Source organism: Hahella sp. KA22, assembly GCF_004135205.1.
Taxonomy (GTDB): domain Bacteria; phylum Pseudomonadota; class Gammaproteobacteria; order Pseudomonadales; family Oleiphilaceae; genus Hahella.
Genome location: NZ_CP035490.1, coordinates 3,506,764 through 3,532,822, shown reverse-complemented (window position 1 = coordinate 3,532,822; position 26,059 = coordinate 3,506,764). Strand labels below are relative to the sequence as shown.

At 50.1% G+C, this 26,059-nt stretch carries 15 protein-coding genes; all 15 read right to left on the bottom strand.

What is annotated here, in order from left to right; translation table 11 throughout:
* Positions 1-777: 777 nt before the first annotated feature.
* On the bottom strand, positions 778-1,128 hold the full coding sequence (locus EUZ85_RS15765) for a hypothetical protein (RefSeq protein ID WP_127970189.1): 351 nt from the start codon (positions 1,126-1,128) through the stop codon (positions 778-780).
* Between the two features lie 329 nt (positions 1,129-1,457).
* Entirely contained in the window at positions 1,458-1,724 is a 267-nt protein-coding gene (locus tag EUZ85_RS15760; protein ID WP_127970188.1) for a hypothetical protein, read from the bottom strand.
* Positions 1,725-1,820: 96 nt separating this feature from the next.
* The gene (locus tag EUZ85_RS15755) at positions 1,821-2,825 is read right to left on the bottom strand and encodes an RHS repeat domain-containing protein (RefSeq protein WP_127970187.1); all 1,005 of its coding nucleotides are present in this window, start codon (positions 2,823-2,825) and stop codon (positions 1,821-1,823) included.
* A 12-nt stretch (positions 2,826-2,837) separates the two neighbouring features.
* Positions 2,838-5,372: an RHS repeat protein gene (locus EUZ85_RS31150; protein ID WP_164887260.1), complete on the bottom strand. Its 2,535-nt coding sequence runs from the start codon at positions 5,370-5,372 to the stop codon at positions 2,838-2,840.
* 2,364 nt (positions 5,373-7,736) lie between these two features.
* Entirely contained in the window at positions 7,737-8,267 is a 531-nt protein-coding gene (locus EUZ85_RS15745) for an RHS repeat domain-containing protein (RefSeq protein WP_127970185.1), read from the bottom strand.
* 11 nt (positions 8,268-8,278) lie between these two features.
* On the bottom strand, positions 8,279-12,325 hold the full coding sequence (locus tag EUZ85_RS15740; RefSeq protein WP_127970184.1) for an RHS repeat protein: 4,047 nt from the start codon (positions 12,323-12,325) through the stop codon (positions 8,279-8,281).
* 1,086 nt (positions 12,326-13,411) lie between these two features.
* Positions 13,412-16,648: an EAL domain-containing protein gene (locus EUZ85_RS15735; protein WP_241567050.1), complete on the bottom strand. Its 3,237-nt coding sequence runs from the start codon at positions 16,646-16,648 to the stop codon at positions 13,412-13,414.
* 49 nt (positions 16,649-16,697) lie between these two features.
* Entirely contained in the window at positions 16,698-17,747 is a 1,050-nt protein-coding gene (gene cheB / locus EUZ85_RS15730; RefSeq protein ID WP_127970182.1) for a chemotaxis-specific protein-glutamate methyltransferase CheB, read from the bottom strand.
* 54 nt (positions 17,748-17,801) lie between these two features.
* Complete coding sequence (locus EUZ85_RS15725) at positions 17,802-20,228, bottom strand: response regulator (RefSeq protein ID WP_127970181.1); 2,427 nt, start codon at positions 20,226-20,228, stop codon at positions 17,802-17,804.
* Positions 20,229-20,341: 113 nt separating this feature from the next.
* A complete protein-coding gene (locus EUZ85_RS15720) occupies positions 20,342-22,087 on the bottom strand; it encodes a methyl-accepting chemotaxis protein (protein ID WP_127970180.1) in 1,746 nt (581 codons plus the stop codon).
* Between the two features lie 3 nt (positions 22,088-22,090).
* Positions 22,091-22,561: a chemotaxis protein CheW gene (locus EUZ85_RS15715; RefSeq protein WP_210408472.1), complete on the bottom strand. Its 471-nt coding sequence runs from the start codon at positions 22,559-22,561 to the stop codon at positions 22,091-22,093.
* A 172-nt stretch (positions 22,562-22,733) separates the two neighbouring features.
* Entirely contained in the window at positions 22,734-24,329 is a 1,596-nt protein-coding gene (locus tag EUZ85_RS15710; RefSeq protein WP_164887259.1) for a CheR family methyltransferase, read from the bottom strand.
* Positions 24,304-24,774, bottom strand: coding sequence for a chemotaxis protein CheW (locus EUZ85_RS15705; protein ID WP_127970177.1), 471 nt, complete (start codon positions 24,772-24,774; stop codon positions 24,304-24,306). The genes EUZ85_RS15710 and EUZ85_RS15705 overlap by 26 nt, the downstream gene beginning before the upstream one ends.
* 266 nt (positions 24,775-25,040) lie before the next feature.
* Positions 25,041-25,622 carry an HAD family hydrolase gene (locus EUZ85_RS15700; protein WP_127970176.1) on the bottom strand — a complete coding sequence of 194 codons (582 nt, stop codon included), beginning with the start codon at positions 25,620-25,622 and terminating at the stop codon, positions 25,041-25,043.
* Between the two features lie 78 nt (positions 25,623-25,700).
* Positions 25,701-26,021 (bottom strand): DUF4156 domain-containing protein, encoded by a 321-nt coding sequence (locus EUZ85_RS15695; protein ID WP_164887258.1) that lies wholly within the window; start codon positions 26,019-26,021, stop codon positions 25,701-25,703.
* Between the last annotated feature and the right edge of the window lie 38 nt (positions 26,022-26,059).

Sequence of the window (26,059 nt, the reverse complement as noted above, 5' to 3'; positions counted from 1 at the left end):
GCCCTTACATACCAGACAGCCTAGCAAATTTTCTCGGCAAAAAACTCTACAAACTCAAATATAAAAACTTACTTCGTTCATCACTAACATCACCTCAACAAAGCTTCCACTATCCGCAAAAAAGCATTTCATTCACAAGCAACTATTCTCTACAGCTTCTAAGTAAAAAATATACATCTGGCTTAGAAATATCTAAATAACTCATAGATATAGAAAAAATATCTCTCCCTTGCGAATTTGATCCAACCATATATACGCTTTTTTTCACCCCGCGCAGGACCCTCGCCCTATAAGCGCCACTCATTGCCCTTTTGAGCCTGACGCGTTTCCGGATCGCGTTGACCGTTCCGTTTTTGGTGGAGCTCGGGGCGGAAATAATCCTAGCTGCCTTCCCACACTATCAGTCCCTGCCTCCGTTGTTGCTTATTCACTTCCTTGAAAGGAATTAGCTTATCCATCTACTCCAGAAATATTTTCCGGCGGGTCTTAGCTTTCTAATTTTGGAATTCAGCTTCTGAGAAAGTCATATGTTCCATCGTAAGCCTTCCTGAACCGTTAGGCTTACGGCATATAACTGATTCTGGTGTTTTCAAAGATTTCTTAGGATTGTCCCAGCAGAAACACTCCGCATGTAATTTGAGTTAAGACAAGCTATGACCCTGCTACTATGCAGGGTCATAGCGTCTTTTGAACAAAGAGTTATAAATTGCTTAAAAGGATAGTTCTATTCATACTTCTTGGATTCTAACCATGAGTATAGATGAACTACCAGAAAACTCAGTCAGAAAGCTCAAGCTCAATAATCTTGCACTGACGCCCAGCGTTTGTATCCACCCCTTCCGTTACGACAGTTACAGTTTTATTTCCCATATAAGCCGCCAATAAAGTTGACATCATTGTTTTGCTGCCAGGATCGGCTTCATTGACATACGACCAAGCAGGATTAGTTGGACCGCCGCTACAATGCACATAGTCAGAGTTATTAGAGTCCGTTACTACTCGAAAGTGAAAATTATCAGGCCTGGAAACGATAATCTTTTTAATCTTAAAAGCTCCTGGGTACTCGGCAGCACTAGAAAGCTGGCTTACAAATATTGAGGCTAACAAAAATAAAGCCTTCTTAGTCATTTCTTTAAATCCTTTATTTTCAACGGAAAATTATATCACCCTAACCTTACACACATAAAGCACTGCATATACAGTTAGTATCTCATCAAAACAATATTAAAAATTAATTTCCATAGCATAAAGAGGGCAAGGCATTTATCACACTCTTCCTTCATACAAGAAAATCATTTTTTTCTTTTTTATTACATCAATTTTATTGAAAAGTTGACACCCTGTCAAAAATCAATAAACCCAACACAGAAGATTGACATTATCTCTGTTACATATGCAGACAGAGTATCAAGTCTCATATTTATCTGAGGCTTGGCTAATACAGATTTTTGAGCCCACTATTCCGAGCGTTTACTAAAAAAACGATTGCATAGTGCAACTTTAATGGCTCGAAATCCCACCATACCCAGCACTACAAATAAAATCGGCATCACAAAACCCAAAACAAGCATCCACCAGGATACTGCATGAATATCAGTGTTCAGTTGAATACCGATAACTTTCTCTAAAAAAAAAAGACTAGCATAGACACCTACGCCGCCTCCCAATACCATTATTAACTTATCGAAAAACGAGTAGTTTTCCCTCATATATAAATATCCCATTTTATTTTCATCACCCCCTCAGAAAGCTGCAAAAGACTGGCGACACTGCACTCTCGACAGTATCGCCAACAATATATAGCCTATAAGGAATACAACTCAATCATCAGAAATACTAAACACATACTCCCTCTTTTCTTCTTTCTTTTCTTCTTTTTCTTTCTCCGTATCAACTTGCCTAGTTGTTTCTGTAGTAGCAGCAGTTACGCCAGATGCCTGCGCTACCTTTTTAGCTTCTTCAGCTTTATCTACCCAATTAGTGGCTGGTTGCTCCATCACCCGCTGAGCTTTCCCTGGCGGCACTTTTGCCGCTGCCTCAGGTACTGCCGGGTAATTAGACTTCGGCATAAACTTACTAACTATAGCTTTTGAGACAGCTCCAATAGCAGCTCCAAATGCGCCAGCCAGTGTAGCCTGCGCCATATCTACATTTGATGGTCCATAATCATATGCTTGTGATCCCACACTGCCTGTAATGCCCGCGACTGCCCCCCATCGAGCGGCGGCCAGTGTAGTGTTACCCATAGCGGCTGCAGCTCCTGTAACAGCACCAATCGCAGCATGGGCGGCAAAATCCCCAAAGTCGTTGATATTACCAGAGTAAGCCGCAACGCCAACTTCTATCGCAGCTCCAAATACCGCTCCTATTGCCAAATACCATTCGCCATTAGGGTCTTTATATTTATAAGGGTTATTGTCCACATATGTATAACGCTGGAAGTATTTACGCCCCTTATCAAGAAAGCTCACAGGATCCACCCCCATAAACCGCCCCACCAGCGGGTCGTAATACCGGGCGTTCATGTACGTCAGCCCGGTTTTCCCCTCGTCCGGCTTGCCGGTGTAGCCTATGTGCGTGTCATAGGCTTCTTTGGGATTGTCGATCTTCTGCCCGTAAGGCGCATAGTTCTCCCGCCACAGCAGGTTTCCGTCCTGATCCGTCGCCGCTACCGGCGAGCCCAACGCGTCGTTGTGGTAGTAGGTAATCAGGGTTTGCGCGCTGGCGCTTACCGCCAGCAGCGCCGTGACGAACAACGTCGCCACTTGCAGTAGTACATGGCGCATCGACGCGCTGGCTATCTTGAACATGGATTTACGTCTCATTACTTGCCTTCCTTAATCCATCAGCAGATAGAACACAGGGACCAGCTTCGCCGCCAAAGGCACGTTCAAAGGGTCCTTGGGATCGGTGTCGTTCTGGTATTCCTGCAGGTTGTTGAATCCATCGCCGTCAATATCAGCGCCGGCGTCATTCGCCAATGGGTTCAAACCGAAACGCAGCTCCCAGCCGTCCGGGATGCCGTCATTATCCGTATCCGCGTTTCTCGGACTGGTTCCCGCCTTGACTTCCGCCAGATTGCTAACGCCGTCGCCGTCGTCATCCGCATAGGCGTCCGTCGGGGTGAAGACGTCAAACCCCAGTTGCTGCTCCTGGCAGTCAGTGATCCCGTCGTTGTCCGTGTCCTTCAAGAGACAGGTATCCATCTTGGCGATGGTCTGACTGTTAAAGCGCACGTAGACCGATTCTTTGTTGCTGATGAAGTCCTGCTCGTACAACAAGTCTCCCGCCTTGTCATGCATCTGATAAATGGCTTTATCGTCATGCACTTCCAGCACGCGAATGCCGTCGCCGTCATACAGGTAGTCAATGTTGACCTCGCCATTCTTGATGTTGGTCATTTCATTGGCGTGGTTGTAGGTCATGTTGAAACGGCCGTTGTTTCTAACATTACCGTACGCGTCGTAAGAGAAGCTGAAGGCGTTGGCGCCGGTGGTGTTCGCCAGACGATTGTTGCCGTCGTAGTGATACGTCATGGCCCCCAGATTACCCAGGTTTTTGCTCAGCAAGTTGCCTTTGGCGTCGTAGCTGAAGCTTCCCGCTCCCCAACGTCCGTTCGCTGACGTCAGTCGATCCAGGCCGTCATAGCCCAGCGCCGTGATGCTGTTCAGGCTATTAACGTTATCAGTAATGGAAGTCACGTTGGCGTTTCCGTCAAAGGTATAGGACAGGTCCATCGCCGTGGTTCTGGCGCCGACGCTTTTAATACGCTCCACAAACTTACGCGCGTTCAGGGCATAGCTCACCTGTTGGCCATTGCCATAGGTATAGCCTGACATTTGCCCAGTCGGGTAGTAACGAATATTGGAAATAAACTGGCCTACCTGGGTAGGGCGGCCCCAGTCATCCAGGCTGTAGGTCAATGTGGTGTTGTTCGGGTACGTCAACTGATACAGCTGTCCCTGCTGGTTATAGGCGTAGTCCAGATTGAACGTAACGTCGTTGACTTTCAGCGTTTCTCTGTCCAGCGCACCCCAAGGCGTGTACGCATAGCCGCGCGTCGACGCGCCTTTAGCCATACTGGTGACACGACCATTACGATCATAGTCGTAAGCGACGCTGGGCGTGGCCGCCATACCGCCATTGCCTGCGGGATAACCAATATTGGTAAGGCGGTTCATGGCGTCGTAAGTGAAGGTGATCAGGCCTTCCGCCCCCACCTGCTTGCTGCGCGTGTTGCCTGCCGCATCGTAAGAAAACACCACTTTGCCGCGCTCCGGCTCCATCACGCTGCTCATGCGACGAGTTCCCGGTTGGTAGACGTATGTGCGCGTTACGCCGTCCTGAGTGACGGAGGTAATATCGCCGATCTTGTTACGATTGATGCTGGTCACCTGCCGCGCCGCGCCAGCGATGTCCGCCACGATGTATCGGTTCTGCAGATTATCCCGCGAGCCGTAGCCCTGCTGCAGATACGCCGTTTTATGACCGCGCGCATTGGTGACCGTATAAGCGTCGTCAAAACTGTAGCCGCTCAAGTAGTTCACGCAGGGGACGCCATAGCAGTAGGTCGCCGTGCTATTGTCCGCATTGTTTTTGACCGACGTCACTCGATTCAGCGCATCGTAGGTTTTCACCACGCCCAATGGCTCGCCGCTGTTGGCGGAGGCGTAGGACACGAACGTTTCACGCCCGCCCGCGTCGTACTCGGTACGCACATAAACCGGCTCAATACCAGCGCCGCTTTCTTTCGACAACACAGCGCGGCCCAGTCCGTCCAGCGTGATTTCCTTACGATAACCTGAGCCATCTCGCGTCACGGTAATCTTGTTCGGCTCATACTGATAGTTGCTCGCCGCCAGACCTGGCGGGTCAATCCGCGTGACCCGATTCAAGGCATCGTAACTATAGGAAGTGCGATGACCTTCCGCGTCATCCTCCCACGCAATCGTGCCGGTCGGATTGACAGAGCGAGTGATGGATGAGCCGTCTGGATACAGCTCGCTTCCCGCCACACCGCGGAAGTAATTGTTGTAAGAGACCGTTTGTGGCCCATTGTGGTTGGTGTAGGACTTCGTCGCCAGTTCACCTGTATTATGGTAGGTAAACGATTCGGTGACGCCATTCGCCGTACGCGATGTGAGCTGACCTTTTGTGTCATAAACAACAGAGGTTACCCAGTTCTCGCCGTTATCGCCTTCCACCTTCTCTTCAGTCAGCAAGCCGATCAGTTGCGGCTGGGAGCTGGACCATGTCTGGTGTTTGTAGGTGTAACGGGTCGTTCGGGTTTTGCCGTTGGTGGTTTCGGTTTTGGTGCGCCAAAAATTGGCAGAATCTAGATCAAAAAGCTCTGTAACAAACCTGTCGTCCACTGTTATCTTTTTAACAAAAGTTCTATATGCTCCTTTCTCCGTTGCTGGCGATTCACTTCCTTTATCTGAGGCGACCCTACCAACTTTTCCTCCAGTGTAATATTCATATTGAGTAACTTTGAGAGGGTTACTCATAGCAGTATCGGACAAAGCATAAATAGAGACTCTTGACACCTCTCCATACAAACCATTTTTTGGGTCATCAACCCCCGTAACATAAGTATTAAAAAAGTCATACTTTGCTCTGGAGTATGGAGAAATAACGGTGGTATAAAAGGCGCCAGTCATGAATCCGCTATTATACTGCCAGTACTTACGAGATTTCTTCGATCTATAATTCCAGTTAGCATCGGGTCTACCAGGGCTCCGAACAACTCTAGTCAGGCTGCTAAAGTCATCGCCATCATCATAACCATAATGAACACTTCCTAAGGTAGGCAGCGAAACCTTTGTTATCCGTATATCTTTCGACCTATGCTCTCCATAAGCGCCATATTCATAACTCCATACTCTGTTCTCAGGGCCCTTAGCTTCTACAATATTATAAAAAAACCATGAGCTAGCATTTTTATAGCATAATTCACGCTCTTCTTTACCACCTGCACCACTACAGAAGTCACTAATGTTATACTGCGCCCTGTACGAATAGTTCCACTCACCAAGGCTCTGACCATTTGAAAAAAGCTTTATCTTAGTAGGAAGATAGTACTTAACATAGCCTTCCTGAAACTCGGAGCGATCAATTACAACCATCCGCCCATCACTAGCCTCTATTTTATATACTCCATTATTACCTCTATAGTAAGCGATTGTATTTCCATTTGGGTCTTTTACAGTAACTTTAGAGTGATAGTATCGATCTTCTTTGCCTATACCATAGTTCTTTTCCACATGCCTACGGCCTTCAAAATAGTATTCGTAACCATTAGGGGCATAGGCTGTTGCATTCATTTCGGCATCTTTATCCAAGTGGTCAAATTTTCCATATAACTCAACAGACCACTTTTCACCATTTACTGAGCTAAACTGGCCTCGCTGATATTGAGACGCACTCCCTCTTGTCAAAATAATTGGCGACCTACCGGGAATTTTCAGTAAACCTCCGCCCTCTATCTTTCTACGCCACCGACCAGCACTATTTCTCTCACAGTGATCAGAGTCCATACAATAGTCATTAACGGCAAGATGTAGTTCAGGAAACTCAAAGGTCCACGAGTTCGACGAATGACTTCCAAACGATCTGTAGATATTAATATCCAATCCATTTGGCCCAGGTATACTCGCATCCAGAGTACGCCAGGAAACACCAACGTTAAACAGGTCAACAAACTCTCCTGGAAGGTTTTGCACTTCCATTCTAGTTTGCTCTACTATCTCCTTTTCCGAAATGGCGTAGCCCAAGTTAGAAGCAAGAATTGCTATTACCAGGGTAAAAACCCTCAACCTTATTGACATTACAAAACTTTCCCAAATCATCAATATAAAAATTAACAAGCATTTACGTCCCAAAAGAAACGTCCGCACGAATAGTTATATATTTATCCTAAGTTCATAAACCTATACCTTAGACTAAAAACCGCTCAGAGCAGTTGCCTATCAGCCAAGATAAATCACCTCAATATACTTCGGAGTCTCTCTGTCAGAGCATACTGAGCAGTCCTCCATCCCCACAATATTTACATTTACCCCTAGAGCAGCAGCTAGCATTTGCGAGTACATCGCCCGGCCTATTTCCGTCTTTAGAGATACAACCAACCTATATCTAGCACATGCTGGCACCTCGCTACGCTACTCTGTTTCAAACATGGCCACTTCACTCAAGTGAGTCGTAATCCGGGTTACTTTCCAGCAAAAGCGAAGCCAGCAACGCACATTAGCGTTATTGCGAGCAAAGACTTATAAGTAGTTTGCATATGGCCATCCCTATAAAAAGTCAGATTATTTAAGTCGTTAGCGATTACAGACCGACCATTTAAATATTGGTTTTAGCTGCGAGATACTTGCAATAATTCAGAGTCAGCTGCAGGCATGAATTGAAAGGGATCTTTAGATAACGTCCCTATATCGTCTCCATTAATAGAGGAAGCAATACTAAATGAAAGCTAACGCCATTCCTAGCAGGGAATTACATAAAGTTAATGAATCTGATCACTTTTTGCCCGAGAAATTCCCCTTAATCGATTGATGCACAAAAAAAGAACACCGACGAAGCGCCTGTTAGCATAAAGATACTACTGGAGCAGAAAGACGCCTCTCCCAATGCCAGTAAAAAGCCACCTTCTTAGAAGGTGGCTTTGCTATTAACCGCCTGCGACAAAGCGCTACTTATAGAATCTATTAGTCACTATTGTCCAAATGGAGCTATTAAAATATATCGGGGTTATGGCATTCAAAAAACTCTGGAAAATCTAAAAAGAGTACATCTACACTAGATTTATAGAAACATGAATCGGCGCTGTCGTCATGGTCCTTGTTCGCATCCGCTCTATATTGATCAATGAATATATATCTATTTATCCCCAAGATAGAGTTTTCGTTAAACTCTAGAGGGCTTAATGACATATATCGCCCAGCCAAAGGATCGTAATAGCGTCCTCGCATATAATTCAAACCTGTTCTAACCTCAACCTCACTTCCTAGAAAACCAATGCGAGACTTGGTAGACAGAGCATCTTTACCAATTTCTTTCCCATAAGGGGTATACGACTTTCTCCATAATAAGTATCCATGTTCCTCAGTAGCCGCCATCAGGGAGCCAAAACTATCATTGTGGTAGTATGTCACTAAATTTTCAGCCAGTACTATATTCGAAAAGCATGCGGCCGTTAGAAAAAATGCAACCCTCAACCATTCTTGTCTACATATAAAAGGAAGACGGTATATCTTTTTCTTCATAGTACTTTCCTTTAATTAAGAAGTAGATACAGGGACGGCAGTAGTATTGCCGCCACCGGAATATTGAGGGGATCTAAAGGGTTCGTCCCCTTCTGGTATTCCATATAATTACTCTCGCCATCTCTATCAGCGTCCTCACTCGAGTCATCTCTGAGAGGGTTAAGGCCAAAGCGGATCTCCCATCCATCGGGAATACCATCGTTATCAGTATCTTCGCTTCTAGGATTAGTACCTATTTTGATTTCCATAATATTATTCAGACCATCACCATCGTCATCGGCGATAACATCGGTAGAATTTAATGGATCAAAGCCCAGCTGACGTTCTTTACAGTCGCTAACTCCATCCTTGTCCGAGTCTTTGTATGTGCAACTATCAACCTTAGCCACTATTTTTTTGTCAAAGTAAATATACATCGACTCTACATCACCGATAAGGTCTTTTTCATAAAGAACCGCCCCTTCGGGATTACGCACCTGCCAGATTGCCTTCTCTTCACTTATTTCCATAACTCTGTGGCCTCTATCGTCATAGACATAGTCAAGACTAAAGTCATCTCCCAGAACTTTAATCATTTCGCCGGCTTGATCATATATCATTTTAAAATGACCATTATCCACCGCAGCTCCATAAACATTGTACTTATAGTCAAGACTTTCAGCCCCAGCCACTTTTTCCAACTTTCCTTTACTATAGGTAAACTGATAACCTTTCAAACCATTTATCTGGCTGACAGTCAAATTATCGCTTTTATCATATGTATAGGAAGCTATTCCTGAAGCCATACTGACGCTTTTTGGTGCACCACCTTCAAAATAGGAAATCCCCTTTATACTATTCAGAGAGTTTAAGTTATCCAAGGATTTATACAGCCTTCCATTTCCATAATAAGAATACTCATGATCAATAGGAATCGAAAAGCTCCCTCTGCTTTGCTCTCTTTCTATACGTCCGCTTGAATCGAGATCATAGCTAATAACTTGACCATTCCCATACTTATAACTACGAACCTTTCCGGATGGGTAATAACTTATATCAGCAACATATTCGCCAACTTTTGTTGGACGCCCCCAATCATCACGCAAGTAGTCCAACACAAACCCATTTGGATATGTTATCTTTGACAGTTTTCCTTGTTTATCGTAATCGTAGTCAAGCAAGAAAACCTCAGATAACACTTTAATAGTATCGCTATCGATAGATCCCCATGATGTATATTTATATGTATGCTCGATATTTCCTTTGGATGACTTCTTAAGCTGACCGTTATTGTTGTACTCGTAATTTATGGAGGGGGACTCATCTCCATTAGTAGAAGCATTAGGAAAAACGATTCTTTTCAGTCTATTCATTGAGTCATAAGTGTAATAACTTTCGCCTTCTTCCAGTACTTTCTTACTAATCACATTACCTGACTGGTCATAGTAAAACGTAGACCTTCGCCCTTCTGGAAGTTCTACAACGTCACTTACCAAAGATGTTCCATCAGCATAATTATAATAGCGCTCCAAATTACCTTGTTGCACATAAACGATATCACCTTTCTTATTTCGTGAAATAGAAATTGTCTTACCACTTCTTTTTATGTACTTTAGCTTCATTTCATCAGGATCACCTACTCCTTCCAGAAGATAATAAGTTATATTCCCATATGAATCCAAAACCGAATGCAAATCATCATAAACAAGGCCCAGACTATAACTGACACATTTCTTACCATAACAAAATCTTTCTGATGAGCCATCTGCGTTATTAACTATACTTAATGGGCGCCCTAAAGAATCATACTCTGTCCTTACACCTTTTTCTTCTCTAAGATCTTCTGAAGGATAGGATCTAAATATCTCTCTGCCCAGTTTGTCATATGAAACATTTTCATATACATCTCGAATATTTAAACCGCTTCTTTTATATAGTATTGGGCGACCCAAACCATCCAAAGAGATTTCCCTTCTACTGCCAGAATCATCCTGGGTAATCACTACATTATTAAATCCGTAATATATATTCACTCCCGACAAGCCTGGAATTTCAAGTCGTGAAACACGATTCATCAAATCATATCCGTATGTCTTAACATTACCCTCTGCATCTTTCTCCCAGTTTATAGTTCCCGCGTCATTTATATCCCTGAGGACTTCAGAGCCGTCTGGGTATTTTTCATATCTAGGATATCCGCGATAATACTGCTCATATTTAATAGTCTGAGCCCCACTCTCATTAAAGTAGGTTTTTGTTGCCAATTCACCAGAGCTAAAGTAAGTATAGTTTTCTGTTATACCATTATCAGTTTGAGAAGTTAGTTTTCCCGAGTCATCATATGATCGCATGGTAGTCCATTTTTTATTTTGATCGCCTAAAATAGTCTTACCAGAAATCATTCCGATGTACCTAAGAGATGCATCCACACCCTTTTTTGTATGCTTATACTCCAACAATGTTATACGCTCACTCCTTCCATTACCTTCGACTATTTTTTGCGGATAATAGTACTCATCAAAATCACTATAAGAAGTAGTGTACTTACCATCCACCTCTACCTTAGCAACTCTCAATGGAAACGAATACGGATAAGCTACGTAAGTAACATTCTTATCAGATCCTGTATAAAAACTTCCTCTTTGGTTCAAAAGCACATAGTCATACTTGTACTTTCTCATGACTTCGCCACTTACAGAGTCAACTATATTTTTTTCATACAAGACTCCGAAATAGGGATCGTTTACTGCAACACCGTTTACTTTGAAAATAGGTGAGGCAGCACAAATATATTTCCTTTCAATCTTCGAAACCCCATTATCAAGAAGGCTGACCGCCACATATGGGTAACCTTCGTCTATAAATGAGTATGTATAATCTGTAGTTAAGCCGTTGCCCGAAAAATTCAATATACGACGAACAACACCTCTCTGAATTCCGTTTCCAAAAGGGTTTTTGTTCTGATATATCGTAGCGTATGTATAGTATATTGAAGCCCCTGTTGGATATTTTACAGAGCTTAGCTCGAAGCTTTCATCAAACAGCCTATATTTGTATTCCCAGGAAGAATTATCGGGATATATAACTCTATCCAGCAAAGCAGAATGTGCCTCTTCCTCTGAGTATTTAAAATACCAAGTACGCACAAGCTCGTTTTCGGTCACACTCATACTCTGAATATAGTAGCTCTCGCCGCCTACTTCGTGCGCATATCTTTTTTTATGAGAGAACGTCACCTCTCTACCATCGCTTGCTAATATTTTTGTTGGCGAAACAATATTTCTTTTTATCTTCATAGCTCCAACACATGAAGAAGAATTATTATTAGCACACTCCCCTCCAACCAAGTAATTATTACCTGATGGATATCTCATATATTCATAATTAATATAGTTCCCAAAGCCATCACTAACACGAGTCGCATTAATGCTTATATTTGCATTTTTTAGGCTCGTTACATCCTCAATTTCGCTATAGTTAAACTCGTATTTAGCACCCTGAGGCGAATAAGCGATGAGGCTTATCTTTCCACCCACAATTGTTGGCTCAGCAACCCAACCAGTAGAATTATTAATGGAGATCCAATTTTTGCTATTAGCGGCTTTAACCATTGGTTGGCGCGAGGCGCCTGGTATTTCTATGACTACGCTCTGAAGGTCAAAATCATCTACACACTGACCACAGTATGTATCCTTTCTCTCAATCACGATGGCGACTCTTGGCGTCAACAAGTTCCACTCTCCCATATTAGTTGGGTAACTTGTCAGGCCATACTCTCTATAGATGTTTATGTCAAGCCCCGTTCCGGGAAATGTTGCATCTTTAACTCTCCATGAAAGCTCACCAGAAAAACCATCTATATTCTCACCCTCAATAAAGTCTTCACCATGTTTTGATAAATTTATAATGTCATCATAAGCACTCATTGCATGAGCCGAGGTGACACTCACCCACCATATAACAAAATAAATACAAATATTATTAACCACAAAGTTTTTCATAAAATCCATTACAGCCCTGAAAGTTATACTAAAAAATAGTTTTTGAAATGAAGCTTTACTCACCCAAACAATAAGCATTTAGACCGTTTTCATTCTCAATAAACTGTATTAGCTCCAACACAAGCGAGCTGACCATAAAAATGGGAGTCGCTACATTTTTTGCGGTATATTAAGAAAAAAAATGGATTAGACCAACAAAAACAAACACAAGAAAAAGAGAATTTTGCGCTCTTCAAGGCACGCAAAAAACGAATTTGTCCTTTTAAATTCAAATGGTTACAATAAAAAAGCCTCAGGAAATAATTTTCAACCATCATGAGAAAGAAAAAACTTGCATTTCCCACGTTAGTTAATAGCCCTCGTTAATGTTCGGACATCACCAAAGAGCATATCTGAGCGCTTTTCAGAAATTGTGGGTTAGATGAAGCAACGACTTCGTCGCGGCATCTCCGATATCCAGGCAATAAGAACACGCTAACCGGCTGAAAAAGCGAATGTTTTAATTTTTTACATTTCCTGACTTGAATGGATAGACAAATGGCAATTAAAATCTAGCTTTTATACCGTTCGTTAGGTTAAGTGAGCTATAAGCTCAGACGAGTTATCCCATACACTTTACATTGCGTTTCAGCTAACTCATATAGCAAGTAATTTCACCCATTATATATCAAATCATTTCTAAATTATCTGAAGCTAGATTAAAATCCCATCCATTGAGAGTAAACCATGAAGAAAACTCTTCTAATATCCCTACTACTATTTTGCGCTAATGCGTCAGCAATAAGCTGCAAAGGCAAGGTTACCGAACTCGACAACTGGAGCGACTCTCCGGAGAACGGACTTAACTTTAAACTAACAAGCGACACCGACTCCATGTGGATAACGACTACAACAAAGGAGCAGGTGTCAATGATTCTCATGGCCATGGCTACTGACGCTGATGTAGTAGCCTCTTGGACTTGCGAATCTCCTCCAAGCTGCGACAGCAATACTATTACTAAGCTTTGTGGACATATATCCGTTAAGAAAAGTAGTAATTGACCGTCCCCCTGACATTCGAAGCAATGTCAGGGGGCTTACTTCTTCACGATTGTCCCTCTTCGCCTTTTTACTAGATTTCTCTCAACAATGAGTTAATCCTCATCCTTCCAGCACCAAGGTTCGTCAACTCCCACTTCGCAATATATCCAACTGCTCTCTCAGCATCTGGTTTTCCCGCGCCAGGTCGCTTTCGCGGAAGGCTTGTTTGACGTTTTCTCGCAGGTGTTCCGAGTTCCAGGGTTTGGTGATGAAGCGGAAAACGGCGCCTTCGTTGATGGCTTCGAGCACTTCTTTAAAGCCGCTGTAGCCGCTGAGCACCATGCGGACGGCGCCGGGGTGGATGGCTTTGACTTTACGCAGCAGGTCCACGCCTTTGATTTCCTTCATGCATTGGTCGGTTACGATGACGTGCATTTCGTGGGCGGCCAGAAGGCGCAATGCTTCCGCCATGGTGCGGGCTTCGAAGATGTCGTAGCCTTCGTGGCCAAGTTCGCCGCAGACCGCGCGCAGTATGGTTTCGTCGTCGTTGACGATCAATATTCTTCTGGCTTGCGGGCCGTCTTCAATTTCCTTGCGCTTTTTCCCCCACAGATGATCTTCCTGCAGGAAGTGCATACAGGCGGCGACAGGCAATGGCGGTGAGTAGAAGTAGCCTTGGATGAGGTCGCAACCGGCGCGCACCAGGAAGCTGTACTGCTCGACAGTTTCCACGCCTTCCGCCACGATTTTGATGCCCAGGGTTTTGCCCAGGCCGATGATCGCGCGGATGATGGCGGCTTCCTGGGGATCGTTGGTGACGTTACGAACAAAGCTTTTATCGATCTTGAGCTGATCGAAAGGGAACATCTTCAGGTAACTCAAAGAGGAGTATCCTGTGCCGAAGTCATCCATGGACAGTTGCACGCCCATGGCTTTGAGCTGGGTCATGGTGCGCAACGCCTCTTCCGCGTTGTGCATGACCATGCTTTCCGTCACCTCTATTTTGAGGCAGCCAGGTTCGATATCGGATTCCTGCAGCACTTTGCGCACCAGTTCGACACAATGGGCGTCCTGGAATTGCCGGGGCGACAGATTGACGGAAACAGGGACCATCTGCTGTTTCTGATCCCGCCACATTTTTAATTGCAGACAGGCGGCGCGCAGCACCCAGGCGTCCACTTCGGTGATCAGGCCGGTTTCTTCCGCAATGGGGATAAACTCCAGCGGCGGCACCATGCGATCGCCCTTGCGCCAGCGCACCAGCGCTTCCAGTCCGACAGCGCCGCCGCCATGAGGGTCCAGTTGCGGCTGGTAATACAGCTCCAGCTCGCCGTTTTCGATACCGCGCCGCAGGTCCTGTTCCATTTGCACCCGTTTCTGGATGGACTCATTCATTTCCTGGGTGTAGCTGCAGATACGATTACGGCCCCGTTCCTTGGCCTTGTACATGGCCGTATCGGCGTTCTTGAGCAGTGTGGAGGCATCTTCGCCGTCTTCTGGATACTGACAGACGCCAATGCTGGGAGTGACCAGAATCTCTTTGTCTTTTAAACGACGCGGCTGCGCCACCAGTTGCTGGATACGGTTCAGCATCAACCCCAGGGGGCGGTCGCGCTCCTCTTTATGCATCAGAATAACGAATTCATCCCCGCCCAGTCGCGCCAGCGTATCGCCTTCCCGCAAACAACTGCGCAGGGATTCCGCCACCTCTTTCAGTAATTGATCGCCGGTCTCATGGCCCATGCTGTCGTTGATATATTTAAAGTTATCCAGGTCGAACACCGCCAGAGCGAAGCCCTTGTCGCGCCTCGCCGCATAGGCGATGGCCTGCTGAATACGGTCATTAAGCAGATTCCGGTTAGGCAGTCCGGTGAGGTTATCGTAGTTGGTTTTGTATTCCAGTTGCTCCTGGTACTGAATGGATTCCGTCACGTCATTCAGGATAGCGACAAAGTGAGTGACATCGCCCTTGGCGTCCGTGACCGGAGCGACTTTCAGCTCGCTCCAGAACAGCGTGCCGTCTTTGCGATAGTTCTTCAGCAAGGCATAGCCTTCGGTATTGGATTTGAGTGCTCGTTTGATATTCGCGACCCCCAATTGACTGGTCTCTTTGCCGAGCAGGAACAGGAAATTCCGTCCCGTGACATCTTCCAGGTTGTAGCCGGTAATGCGTTCAAAGGCCGGATTGGCGTACACAATGGGGTTATCCGGTTCACTTTTATACGCAATGATGATGGCGTTAACACTCGCCTCGACAGCGCGATTGCGCAGCTTGAGCTGTTCCTGCGCCTTCTCTTTTTCCACCATTTCGTCTTTCAAAGCCGAGGTGCGCTGCTCCACCAGATTTTCCAGGCTATCGAACAATCTCGCCCGGCCCAGGGCGACCGAGAATTGATGTCCCAGGGATTGCAACGCGCGCAACGGCTCTTCCCCCCAGCGTTCTCCGTCCGTCCGGGCGACATTGAGCAAGCCGATGACCTCTCCTCCCAGCAGTAAGGGAATGGTCGCATGATGATTGCTGATGAAAACGCCCTTCATCGCCGGGCAGTCAGCGATATCCACAGCTCTGGTCAGACCATCATTAATGACGCCATGCCGGCAGGGACACTCGTGACTGCAGGGGTCCAGTTGCGCATGATTGAGCTTATCGCCGCGAAATCCCGCCAGTCGCCAGCCGCTATCGTCCTGATCCGCACCCACCAATAGTAACCAGGAGGCGATTACGTTCGGGAATGACAGCACCTGCCCCAACCCTTGCTCAATGGTGTCCCTTTCCGTGCTGGCTGCGCTCAGGCCCGCTGTAAAATGAAACAGACTGTTGATCAGCGAATGAGTATGACTCAGCTCTTCATGCTTGGCTTTCAGTTCCCGGTTGAGACGAATGCCTTCTTCATAGGTGGAAATCAGCAGGTCGAGAATCTGCTGGCGGGCGGAGTTAATGAAGTGGCGTTCTCCGTCCAAGATAATTTCAATGCCCATCTTCACCCGCTGGTGGTCCCGGTGCTCCAGATTGGCCAGGAAGTAACGGATGCGCGACAGCAGATACTTCTCATCATAAGGCTTGGTGATGAAGTTATCCGCGCCGGCGATCAGCCCTTGCACCACATCCTTCGGGTCGGTGAGCGTGGTGACCAGAATGACCGGAATGGATTCCGTCTTAGGGTCTGATTTCAGCGTCCGGCATAAGGTGTAACCGTCCATTTCCGGCATCATGATGTCGCTCACGATGATGGTCGGTCTGCGTTCAGCTATGCATTTCAGGGCCTGCACGCCGTTCTCCGCAACCATGACGGAGCAACTATTCTGCTCCAGCAGCATTTGCAGTTGCAGGGCTTGAGTCAGGCTGTCTTCGACAATGAGAATTTCTGTTCCTGTTAACATCACTTCAACTCTCTTGTTGTTTTCTCCGCGACCTTGTTGCATACACAAATCAGACGCAGCTTTGTACCGGTAGTTCGTTTAGTAGCGCCGCGATGCGCGGGGGACTCAATACATGCCGGGCTGCGCCCAGCTTCACCGCCTCCCCCGGCATGCCGTTCACTACGACCGTGGCGGGGTCCTGCGCAATGGTCAGAGCCCCCAGCCGATGTAGTTCCGCCATTTCCGCCGCGCCGTCGCGCCCCATCCCAGACAGCAACACAACCACCGCGTTCCTGCCGAAGTTTTTGGCGACGCTGCTGAACAGATGCGCCACGGACGGGCAAAGCGTCTCATCGCGATTCCCGTTCACCAGACTGATGCGACAGGACCGATCCACCTCCATGTGGCAACCGTCCGGCGCCAGATAGACCCGCCCCCGCTCGGCGCGCTCACCGAATTCGCCAATGCTGACAGGAAGCGCCGACACCTGATTGAGCCACTCGCAAAAGCTGGTCAGAAAGCCAGGCGAGATATGCTGCACCACCAGCACCGGACAGGGCGTATCCCGAGACATGCCGTGCAGCAGCTCCTTCAACGCCACCGGACCGCCGGTAGAAGCGCCAATTGCGATCACGCCCGGCTGTATACCCTCATGATCCTGATCCAGCCCAACAGAGGGAGGCGGCCGCGCAGGAACGCGCTTCTCGCGGCGATACCGTCTCACTACTTTGACTTCACTGATAAGGCGAATAGTCCTCACCAGGCTTTCCGCGTCCCGCTCAAAGTCAGGATGACCGGGGCCTTGCGGCTTTGGCGTGACGGTAATGGCGCCGGCCTCCAGCACCTGCATGGCGGTCACCGCATCTCCGAGGCTATAGCTGGCGGTCACCACAACAATCGGCGTCGGATACTCCTCCATGATTCTTCGCGACGCTTCCAATCCATCCATGACTGGCATGTGAATGTCCATAGTGATCACATCCGGTTTGCGTCTGGCGATGCTGCGCAGCGCTTCCGCGCCATTCGACGCTTCACCGATCACCCGCATGCCGCCTTCTTCAATGATGTGGCGCAGCAGCTGTCTGATAACAGGCGAGTCGTCCACTATCAACACATCCATCGTTATCACCTCTTCTCCCGTTGTCGACAGGCCATGCTGCGCCCGTCCCTGCAATCAGAGCAACTGGCGGATAATTTCCAGCAAATTGGCCTGATCAAAACCGCTTTTTACGATATAGGCGTTGGCGCCCGCCTCCATGCCCCGCTCTTTATCCTCAGGGCTCTGCAAGGCGGTGACCAATACTACCGGCAACTCCGCGAAGCGGCGGTCAGCGCGCACCTTTGCAGTCAATCCAAACCCATCCAGGCGAGGCATTTCGATATCCGATACCATGAGGTCGAACGCTCCGTGCTTGAGCGCTTCCCAAGCGTCAACGCCATCGTTGGCGGTGACGGCTTCATAGCCGGCGCTTTCCAGAATGGTTTTCAATAATCCCCGCGATGTGACGGAGTCTTCCGCGATTAAAATACGCTTGCGCCGACGCAGCTCCTCCATGCCCCCCGTCTGCAGCGGCGCGGAATCTGTATTGCAGGCGCTTTTATAGAGGTCAAACGGATGCAGGATAGGCACGATGCGGCCGTCCCCCATCTGCGTCGCGCCCAGAATATTGCGCACGCGCAGTAACTGCGGTCCCAGGGGCTTGATAATGACTTCGTGATCTCCGATGACTTCGTCCACCAGCAGGCCAAAACGATCGCCGTTGACGTTCATCACCGCCACTTGCGCGCAGACGGCTTTGTCCGGCGCGGAAGCGGTGGTCCCCAGTCCGAGAATATCCGACAGTCGCCACAGCGGATTGGCCTCGTTATGCAAGGTAAAAGACAGCCGATTCTCCACGCTTTTGATTTCTTCCTGAGGCAGACGCAGCACTCGCTCCACCGCCTGAGCGGGAATCGCCATCAACTGGTCTTCCACGCGCACCAGCAACGCCCGGTATGTCGCCATACTGGTCGGCGCCTGCAGTGTGATGGTGGACCCGCTTCCCGGCGTCGTTTCCAAAAGAATACGGCCGCCCAGGCGCTCTACCTTCTCGCGAACGATGGCCAGCCCCAAACCGCGCCCAGACAGATCCGTTATGATGCTGCTGGTGGAGACGCCAGAAGAGAACGCCAGCTGCGCCGCGTCTTTGTCATTCATTGCGGCGGCTTTGTCTTCATCCAATACTTTCTGGGCGACAGCTTTGGCCTTCAGTTTGGCGGGGTCGAAACCAAGTCCGTCATCACGAATTCTCACCTCGAACAGACCAGCGTTTTCCTGCATGAAATCCAGTTCAATTTGCGCGTATTCCGGCTTGCCCAGCTCACGGCGGCGCGCGGGCGCCTCCACACCATGATCAACGGCATTGCGCAGCATGTGTTGTAGCGGACTCTTCAACTCATCCAGCACCCGCTTGTCCACTTGCAGACTTTCTCCCGAGTAGCGCATTTGCACTTTTTTACCCAGAGAGTCCGCAATCTCCTGCACCATGGCCGGCAGGCCTTCCACTAACACCGAACAAGGCAACAGCAGCACCGTTTGCATCTGCGCATGCATGCCGTCCGCAACCGTGGCCACGCCTCTGGCGACTTTTTCGGAGGTTTTCGCCAGCTGGCTGAGCCGGTATTCCCACTGCCCAAGAAAGTCCGCCGCCCAGGCGCTGAAGTCAATCAGAGTCTGTTGCTCCCGCTCCATCGACACCAATACCTGGTCGCGGCTCACCTGACGTTCAGCCTCATGATCAATATGCGTTCGTAACTGACGGGCGGCGGTGGTGATTTCATGCCTGAACTTGCGCCATTCTGCGAATCCGGCCACCGCTTCCTTCAGCATTAAACAGGCTTGCGTCGCCTCCAGCTTGGCCTGCTGCAAATCCTCGACCTGATACATCAACTCATCCAGATGCTCCGCCTTGATACGCAGCATGCCGCTGTTTCCCGCCAACCCGGCCAGCTCTGCAGGCCGTTGACGCAGGGTTTGCGGCGCAGCCTCTTCCGACGATGCCGTTTCGTTTGTCTGAGCGCGCTCTTCCTCTAAGGGTTCGCCTGAAACTGAAGGGGGAATGGGAGTGGCTTCAACGGTTGGCGAGGCGACTTTGGGTTCTTCCTTGACGAGCTGCGACTCAGAATCGTCTGACGCCCAATCCTGAACCTGGTTCTCCACGGGAGCCAAACTCGCTATCTCTTCGCCCCGTTCAATACGCCGACAGTAGTCCGAGAGCTGATCATTGGGAATGGCGGACGCGTCCGCCATCAACTGCCGCAACAGACCATGACACTTACGGTTGACGCCAAGCTGCGTCTCGCTGACGCCAGCGCCGCTGCGTTTGATATCGGCGAGCAGGGTTTCCCAGGCCTGACACAGTTTCTCAACCGCTCCCAGGGATACTGCTCTGGCGGCGCCTTTGAGACTGTGCACTTCGCGGAATACGCTTTCCACCAGCACGGCGTCGAAGGCGTCAGACGGCATGGCGAACGCGTCCGCCAGAATCCGCATGCGATCGCCGGCTTCCAACCGGAACGCCTCCAGCAACCGCTTCTTCAGCGCCTCATTTCTGTCCTGCATACTTCTTTCCACCCTGCACGGCCGACGGAAGACACCGTTCCGCTCCATCGCCAGAACTTCCCGTCCAGAAAAGTCTTTTCCAAAGCGTCGACTTAGCGCGCACCCGGCGTTGCTCAGGCATTGAACTGCGCAATCCGGTTCTGCATGCGCAATCCTAACTGATGCAGGTTGCGCGCAGCCTGTTCCGCCTGCTTGGTGCCCTCCACATTGTCCTGGCTGGCCTTTTTGATACTCTCCATAGCGCTCGCCACCTGGTCCATTCCCACCAGCTGCTGTTGGCTGGAAGCGGCTATCTGCAACGCTGCGCCGGATGACTCTTCGATACTGTCCGCCAGCATACGGATGGCGTCCCCTGACAGCTGGGCCTGCTGGTAACCGCCATCCACCGCCTTGCTGCTTTGTTCCGCCACCATAACGGCCTTATTCATGGCCCGCTGGATGTCATTAAGGATATTGCGCACCTGGCCGGTGGCTTGTTTGGACTGATCCGCCAAGGTTTTCACTTCCTGCGCCACCACTGAAAAGCCGCGCCCCTGTTCGCCGGACTTGACTGCTTCAATGGAGGCGTTGACGCCCAGCAGGTTGGATTGCTCCGCCAGATCGTTGACTGTGGCGACAATCTCCGCAATAGCCTGACTCTGCTCGCTCAGGCGCACGATGCTTTCCGCCACGGCGTGCATCTGCTGGCGGATCTGGCTCATGCTGTCCTGGGTCGCCTCCACCGCCTTACGACCGTCCTGGGAGACTTGCAGGGTGCGCTGCGCGGCTTCGGTGACATGCCTGGCTTTCTGATTAGAGACGCTCGCCGTCTGTTTGACTTCTTCCACCGTCGTGGTGATTTCGCTGATGGCGGTAGCGGTTTCCTGAGCGCTGGAGGCGACCTGCCCGGTTGACGCCATAATTTCCTGACTGGCGGTGGAAAGCACCGCCACCCCTTCTTTCAGGTCAGCGGTGAGGCTCTGCAAATTATTGATCATGGCGGAAAACGCATTGCCCAAAATATCCCGCTCCGAACGAGGCGTGACGCTCACCGTCAGGTCTCCCTTGGTGATAGCTTCGGAAGTTTTCGCCAGTTCGCGCAGGTACTCACCCATACGACTGAAGGCCTGACTCAGCATGCCTACTTCGTCTTCCCGTTTCTCGAACTCCCTTCCGTACATCAAATCGCCCTCCGCGATCTGCTCCGCCCATTTGGTCAGATCCGCCAGAGGACCTGCAATCGCTTTAGAGGTCATCCATACGATAGCCGCCATCAGCGCCAATATGACTGCGATAACAATAATAATGGTCCCGCGCTGGCCTTCCACCGTCGCTTCTGATTGCGCCAGAGCCTGCTGAATATTGCGTTCGCCCAAATGAATAATCTGATCGCCCAGTTCTCGTATCTGAGCGATGCGCTCCGCCTGCTCGTTGGTCAATACCGTCGCGGCGGCGTCAATATCACCGGACGCTATCAGTGGAATAATGGTTTTCTCCCGGGCGCTGGAAAACGCCATCCATTGATCCCGCAGTTTCTGCAACACCCCCTGAGCTTCACTGGCGCGCACCGCGGCGGCGTTGAGTTCACCCAGTAATTTCTCTCCCTGCAAACTGCTGCGTTTGACCTCATCCAGCAACACGCCGCCAGCGCCGCGCTGCACCACCATTTTCAACATCAACGCCCGGTTCTCGTTGATATTGATCATTAGGTCCTTAATACGCATGTGCTGGGTGAACTGCTCATCGAATATCTGCTGCTGCGACTGCTGAATCTGCTGCAGCCCCTGAAAAGCAATAATCAAGGCCCCCACGACAAGTACTGCGATGAAACTGAAAGCCAGAATCAGCTTGTTGGCGGTCTTCAGGTTGCGATAGAACATGTCCTATATCCTGTCGTTGACGACCAATCGGGCGTCATGAAGTAACTTGTACGCATCTAGCACCGCCCAGTGGGATGAGGTCACCCCCAGCAGATACTCTTTGCGCACCCCGCTCAGGTGTTCAAGCCGGGAGTTCAGACGCTTCCGCGATAATGTGCGAATGCCGATCACCCGATCGGTCAGCAGTCCGAACTCACAGCCATCTCGCGACAACACAACGACAGAATTACGATCCGACAGGCCTTTCAGCGGCAGATCGAAGAACACGCGAAGATCTAACACTGATACGATGCGTCCGCGTACGCCGATTACTCCCAGCACATAGGGAGGGGTGCAGGGAATAGGCGTCGGCGGCTTCAGGGGCACGACTTCCGCGATAAACTCCGGCTCCAGGGCGTAGATCTCCTGAGCCAGCTCAAACACCAGGGCCTCCATGCGGTCCGACTCGTCCTCGTCCTTCTCCGGCTCCGCCAACTCCCGCGCACGCTCCTGCAGCCGGCTTTGGCGGAATCCGGCGAGGGATTGAATTCATTCGCCAGAAACTGCTCCACCTGCTGCAAATTGCGCTTTAACGCTTCCCAGTCGGTGTAAGTTGAACCTTTCAACTCTGCTCTCCTTCCTTACAGTCCTTCAGGCGCAGCGCGCGTCACTTGATATCGCCGGCGATATCGTCAAATGCGTCCCGCACCAGTTCCAGCAGATCTCCCGCCGTCAGTCCTTCCCCTTCCTCCAATGGCTGCTCCGGCGCCATGGACGCCAGCAGCTCCCTACAATTTCGCAAACAGCGCAAAGCGCGCTCAGGTTGGCCCAGTCGCATGCACAAAATACCGCTGAGATAGTGAGCCATAATGAAATCCGGCTGCAGATAGATGACCCGGGTCAGCGCCTCCAGCGCCTGGCGACGCTCGGAGCGCCCGATATGCAATGACGCCAGCAACCAATAGGCGGCGGGCTGTAACCGATCCAGTCGTATGGCCTGATTAGCCCATTCTTCCGCATCTTGTAAGCGGTTGCAGTTAGCATGGCTGCGGGCGATGAGAATGGCCGCCTCCGCTTGCTGACGCGGCGATAGGCCTGGGCCGGCGGTAAAGCGCTCCAAATGTTGCACGGCGGCGTCATAGTCGCCATCTCTGTAGGCCTCTTGTCCCCGGCGCCAATCGTTGCCCGCATCGGACGTCTGTTGCTCTCGCGAAACGGCTTTCCTTTCCTGAGCATCAGAGATGACAGACGCCGCCACCGAGATATCCACGGCCGTCGCGGGCCAGGATTGCTGTTCCGTCCTCCCTGAGAGGGCATTCTCCGCCAGCGGCGCCGAGCCGGCGGATTCTGCTCGGGCTTCACGCCAACGCGGCTCATCTCGCGGCCGCCGCAGACATACCGCTTCCGGCCAGTTGTGCACTTTCTTCCCCGCCCATTGGCAGATCACGCTTTCCACTGGCGATAGCAGCAACACCCCGCCCGGACTCAGGGAACGCTGCAAGCGATCCAGCACCGCCGCCGCCTGCGAAGGCGAGAAATACATCAACACGTTGCGACACAGAATCACGTCACAGTCGCACAGTCCTCGTTTCTCGTCGGGAAAAACCGACTGCGCCAGATTCAATTGGAAGAACGTCACGCGCCGCCGAAATCGCTCATGGATCGTCCACTGATTGGCGCCGCTCTGGCTGAAATAGCGGGTGCGCCATTGTGGGTCAACCTGACGGAAGGACCAGGCGCTATAACAGCCGCTTTGCGCCTTCTCCACAAACTCCGCCACCAGATCCGTAGCCAGCAGCTCAACAGTCCAGTCACGCATATCCGGCAGCAAGCCTTCCAGCAGAATCGCAAGGCTATAGGCTTCCTCGCCGCTACAGCAGCCTGCGCTCCAGATGCGCAGGTGTTTCTGACCATTACGGCGACGTTGATCCAACAAAGGAATGAGAAAGTGATGAATCAGGTGCTGATAACAGGCGGGATCACGCAAGAAATAGGTTTCGCCCACTGCAAGCTCTGTGGCCAGACGTACTTTTTGCGCCGCGTCGACCTGGTCATAAAGCAGCGCGCGGGCGAAGGCGGATGGTTCGTCGTAGCCCAGGTCCAGGGCGGTCAGTTTGAGATGCCGCTCCAAATCGGACCAGCGTTCCTGAGGATAATGCAGCCCCCAAAGTTCGTTGATCTTCCACTGGCAGGCCGACAACAGGTCAGAGCTGAGCGCATTAGGCATGGCCACGGCGTCACTCATCATGCTCAGCGAGCGCATACGCCAATTCCTCTTTTTCCCTGAGGTTGAGCAAAGTGTCGGGGTCGTTAATGTAAAGCACGCCATCAGGCAGGCAGACGACCCCCTTCAGCACCGGAGGCCGTTCCGGAATCTCTGCGCCGTCCAACATGGTGGAGCGAGGAAATACGCTCACGCCGTCAACGCTATCGCAGGTCAGAATCAAGTCCATGGCGTCGGCGCTCACCCACAGGAAGCGGTCCTCCAGCGCCGTGACCCGAGACGGCAATCCCAGGCGCAATCGCAAATCCGCCACCGGCACCGGGCGTCCGCGCATATTCAACACGCCGCATATCACCCTCGGCCCCAAGGGCAACGGATTGATGGCCGCCGCTCTGAACACTTTCCTGACTCGCGCCAATTCAACTGCGTAAGGTCTGTCGTCCAAACGAAAGACAAGCAGCTGAATGTCCTCCCCGCCCTGCATAGCAATTCTCCCTGCACTGTCTTATCAACAATAGACCTCTCCCGGCGTTTTACCAAACTCGGGACGCGCCTATTTAGCGCGATAACTCCATTGGCAAAGGGGCGGCGGACGGCGAAGCCCGGTGCGAAGCGGACCGCTAAGATAGTGAGACGTAATGGCGTTACTGGCGACGAAAGCGGCGCGCCACGAGCGGGTTAAACAAAAATAATGCCTGACGTCAGAGAGACTAAATAGTCGTGACCTAAGGAGAGGGGTATCCGGGAGAGTCAGCGACGGGGTGATAATTCGTCAAAAGCGCGGATCACGCAGTCTGCGTGTTCCTGATAGATGTGATTGCGTTCGTTAAGGTAAAGACAGGCAATCATGTTGGCGTTGCGGGCCGCCTGCAGGTCAAAGATGTAATCGCCGACATAGATCAGTTCGCCACAGGCCAACCCCCAGGTTGCGGCGATACGCAGCAGTCCTTCCGGATGCGGCTTGGGTTTGCAGTCTTCGCGAGTCAAGGCCAGTTCGACGGGAATACCCAGCGCCTCAATGGCGATCCGGGTGGCCTTGCGCATATTACGGGTCAGAATCGCCACCGGAATATCCAGTTCCCGCAGCGACATCAACAGTTCTCTCGCTCCCGGCATCCAGGTCGCCGCACGCGCTCCGGCGATTTCATGAGCTTCCACCACCGCCCAGGCCTGGGCGACGGCGTCAGGATCATCCAGTGTTTCCAGGTGCTCAAGAATGGGCTTTCCTTCAGGAAAACCCAGTTCTCGCCGCATGGCGTCAAAGTCCAGACGGGAATCCACCAAGGTGCCGTCCAGATCGAAGATAAATCCTTTAACGCCACTGAGGTTCATAAGACGCAATCCTGACGGAATTATCCGCACAAAGCCCGCCGGACGCCGCTTGTTCTGCAACCGGCGTCAGAATAGGGATCAGTAAGGGCACTGATAGATAGCGAAACGCTGACGTCCGTCGATGGAGATTTCACTGTCAGGAACGACAGTATTGCCGCCCAGAGACGCCGCTTCGTTACGCGCCAATGTGGATAGCTCTTCGAAAATGACTTTTTCGTCGCGGCTCAGGATGCCCACGCGGCTGACGCCATTGGACGTAGTCGTGCCCAGTTTCTGGCAATTCGCCACTTCATTTCTCTTGGCCACCTTAACGGTTTCGCCTTCCGGCGTCAGAGAAACCCACGAACACCCGGAGGCCATTAAGGTCGTCGCAATCAATACTAACGTTGCTTTTCTCATCTTCTCTTCCATATTTTTCAGAATGTTAGAGTGTTTTA

Excerpts from the sequence above, each read along its gene's own strand:
- EUZ85_RS15765 (WP_127970189.1), bottom strand. The coding sequence starts at position 1,128 with ATGACTAAGAAGGCTTTATTTTTGTTAGCCTCAATATTTGTAAGCCAG.
- EUZ85_RS15760 (WP_127970188.1), bottom strand. The coding sequence starts at position 1,724 with ATGGGATATTTATATATGAGGGAAAACTACTCGTTTTTCGATAAGTTA.
- EUZ85_RS15755 (WP_127970187.1), bottom strand. The coding sequence starts at position 2,825 with ATGAGACGTAAATCCATGTTCAAGATAGCCAGCGCGTCGATGCGCCAT.
- EUZ85_RS15745 (WP_127970185.1), bottom strand. The coding sequence starts at position 8,267 with ATGAAGAAAAAGATATACCGTCTTCCTTTTATATGTAGACAAGAATGG.
- EUZ85_RS15740 (WP_127970184.1), bottom strand. The coding sequence starts at position 12,325 with ATGCTTATTGTTTGGGTGAGTAAAGCTTCATTTCAAAAACTATTTTTT.
- EUZ85_RS15735 (WP_241567050.1), bottom strand. The coding sequence starts at position 16,648 with ATGTTAACAGGAACAGAAATTCTCATTGTCGAAGACAGCCTGACTCAA.
- cheB (WP_127970182.1), bottom strand. The coding sequence starts at position 17,747 with ATGGATGTGTTGATAGTGGACGACTCGCCTGTTATCAGACAGCTGCTG.
- EUZ85_RS15725 (WP_127970181.1), bottom strand. The coding sequence starts at position 20,228 with ATGCAGGACAGAAATGAGGCGCTGAAGAAGCGGTTGCTGGAGGCGTTC.
- EUZ85_RS15720 (WP_127970180.1), bottom strand. The coding sequence starts at position 22,087 with ATGTTCTATCGCAACCTGAAGACCGCCAACAAGCTGATTCTGGCTTTC.
- EUZ85_RS15710 (WP_164887259.1), bottom strand. The coding sequence starts at position 24,329 with ATGCGCTCGCTGAGCATGATGAGTGACGCCGTGGCCATGCCTAATGCG.
- EUZ85_RS15705 (WP_127970177.1), bottom strand. The coding sequence starts at position 24,774 with ATGCAGGGCGGGGAGGACATTCAGCTGCTTGTCTTTCGTTTGGACGAC.
- EUZ85_RS15700 (WP_127970176.1), bottom strand. The coding sequence starts at position 25,622 with ATGAACCTCAGTGGCGTTAAAGGATTTATCTTCGATCTGGACGGCACC.
- EUZ85_RS15695 (WP_164887258.1), bottom strand. The coding sequence starts at position 26,021 with ATGAGAAAAGCAACGTTAGTATTGATTGCGACGACCTTAATGGCCTCC.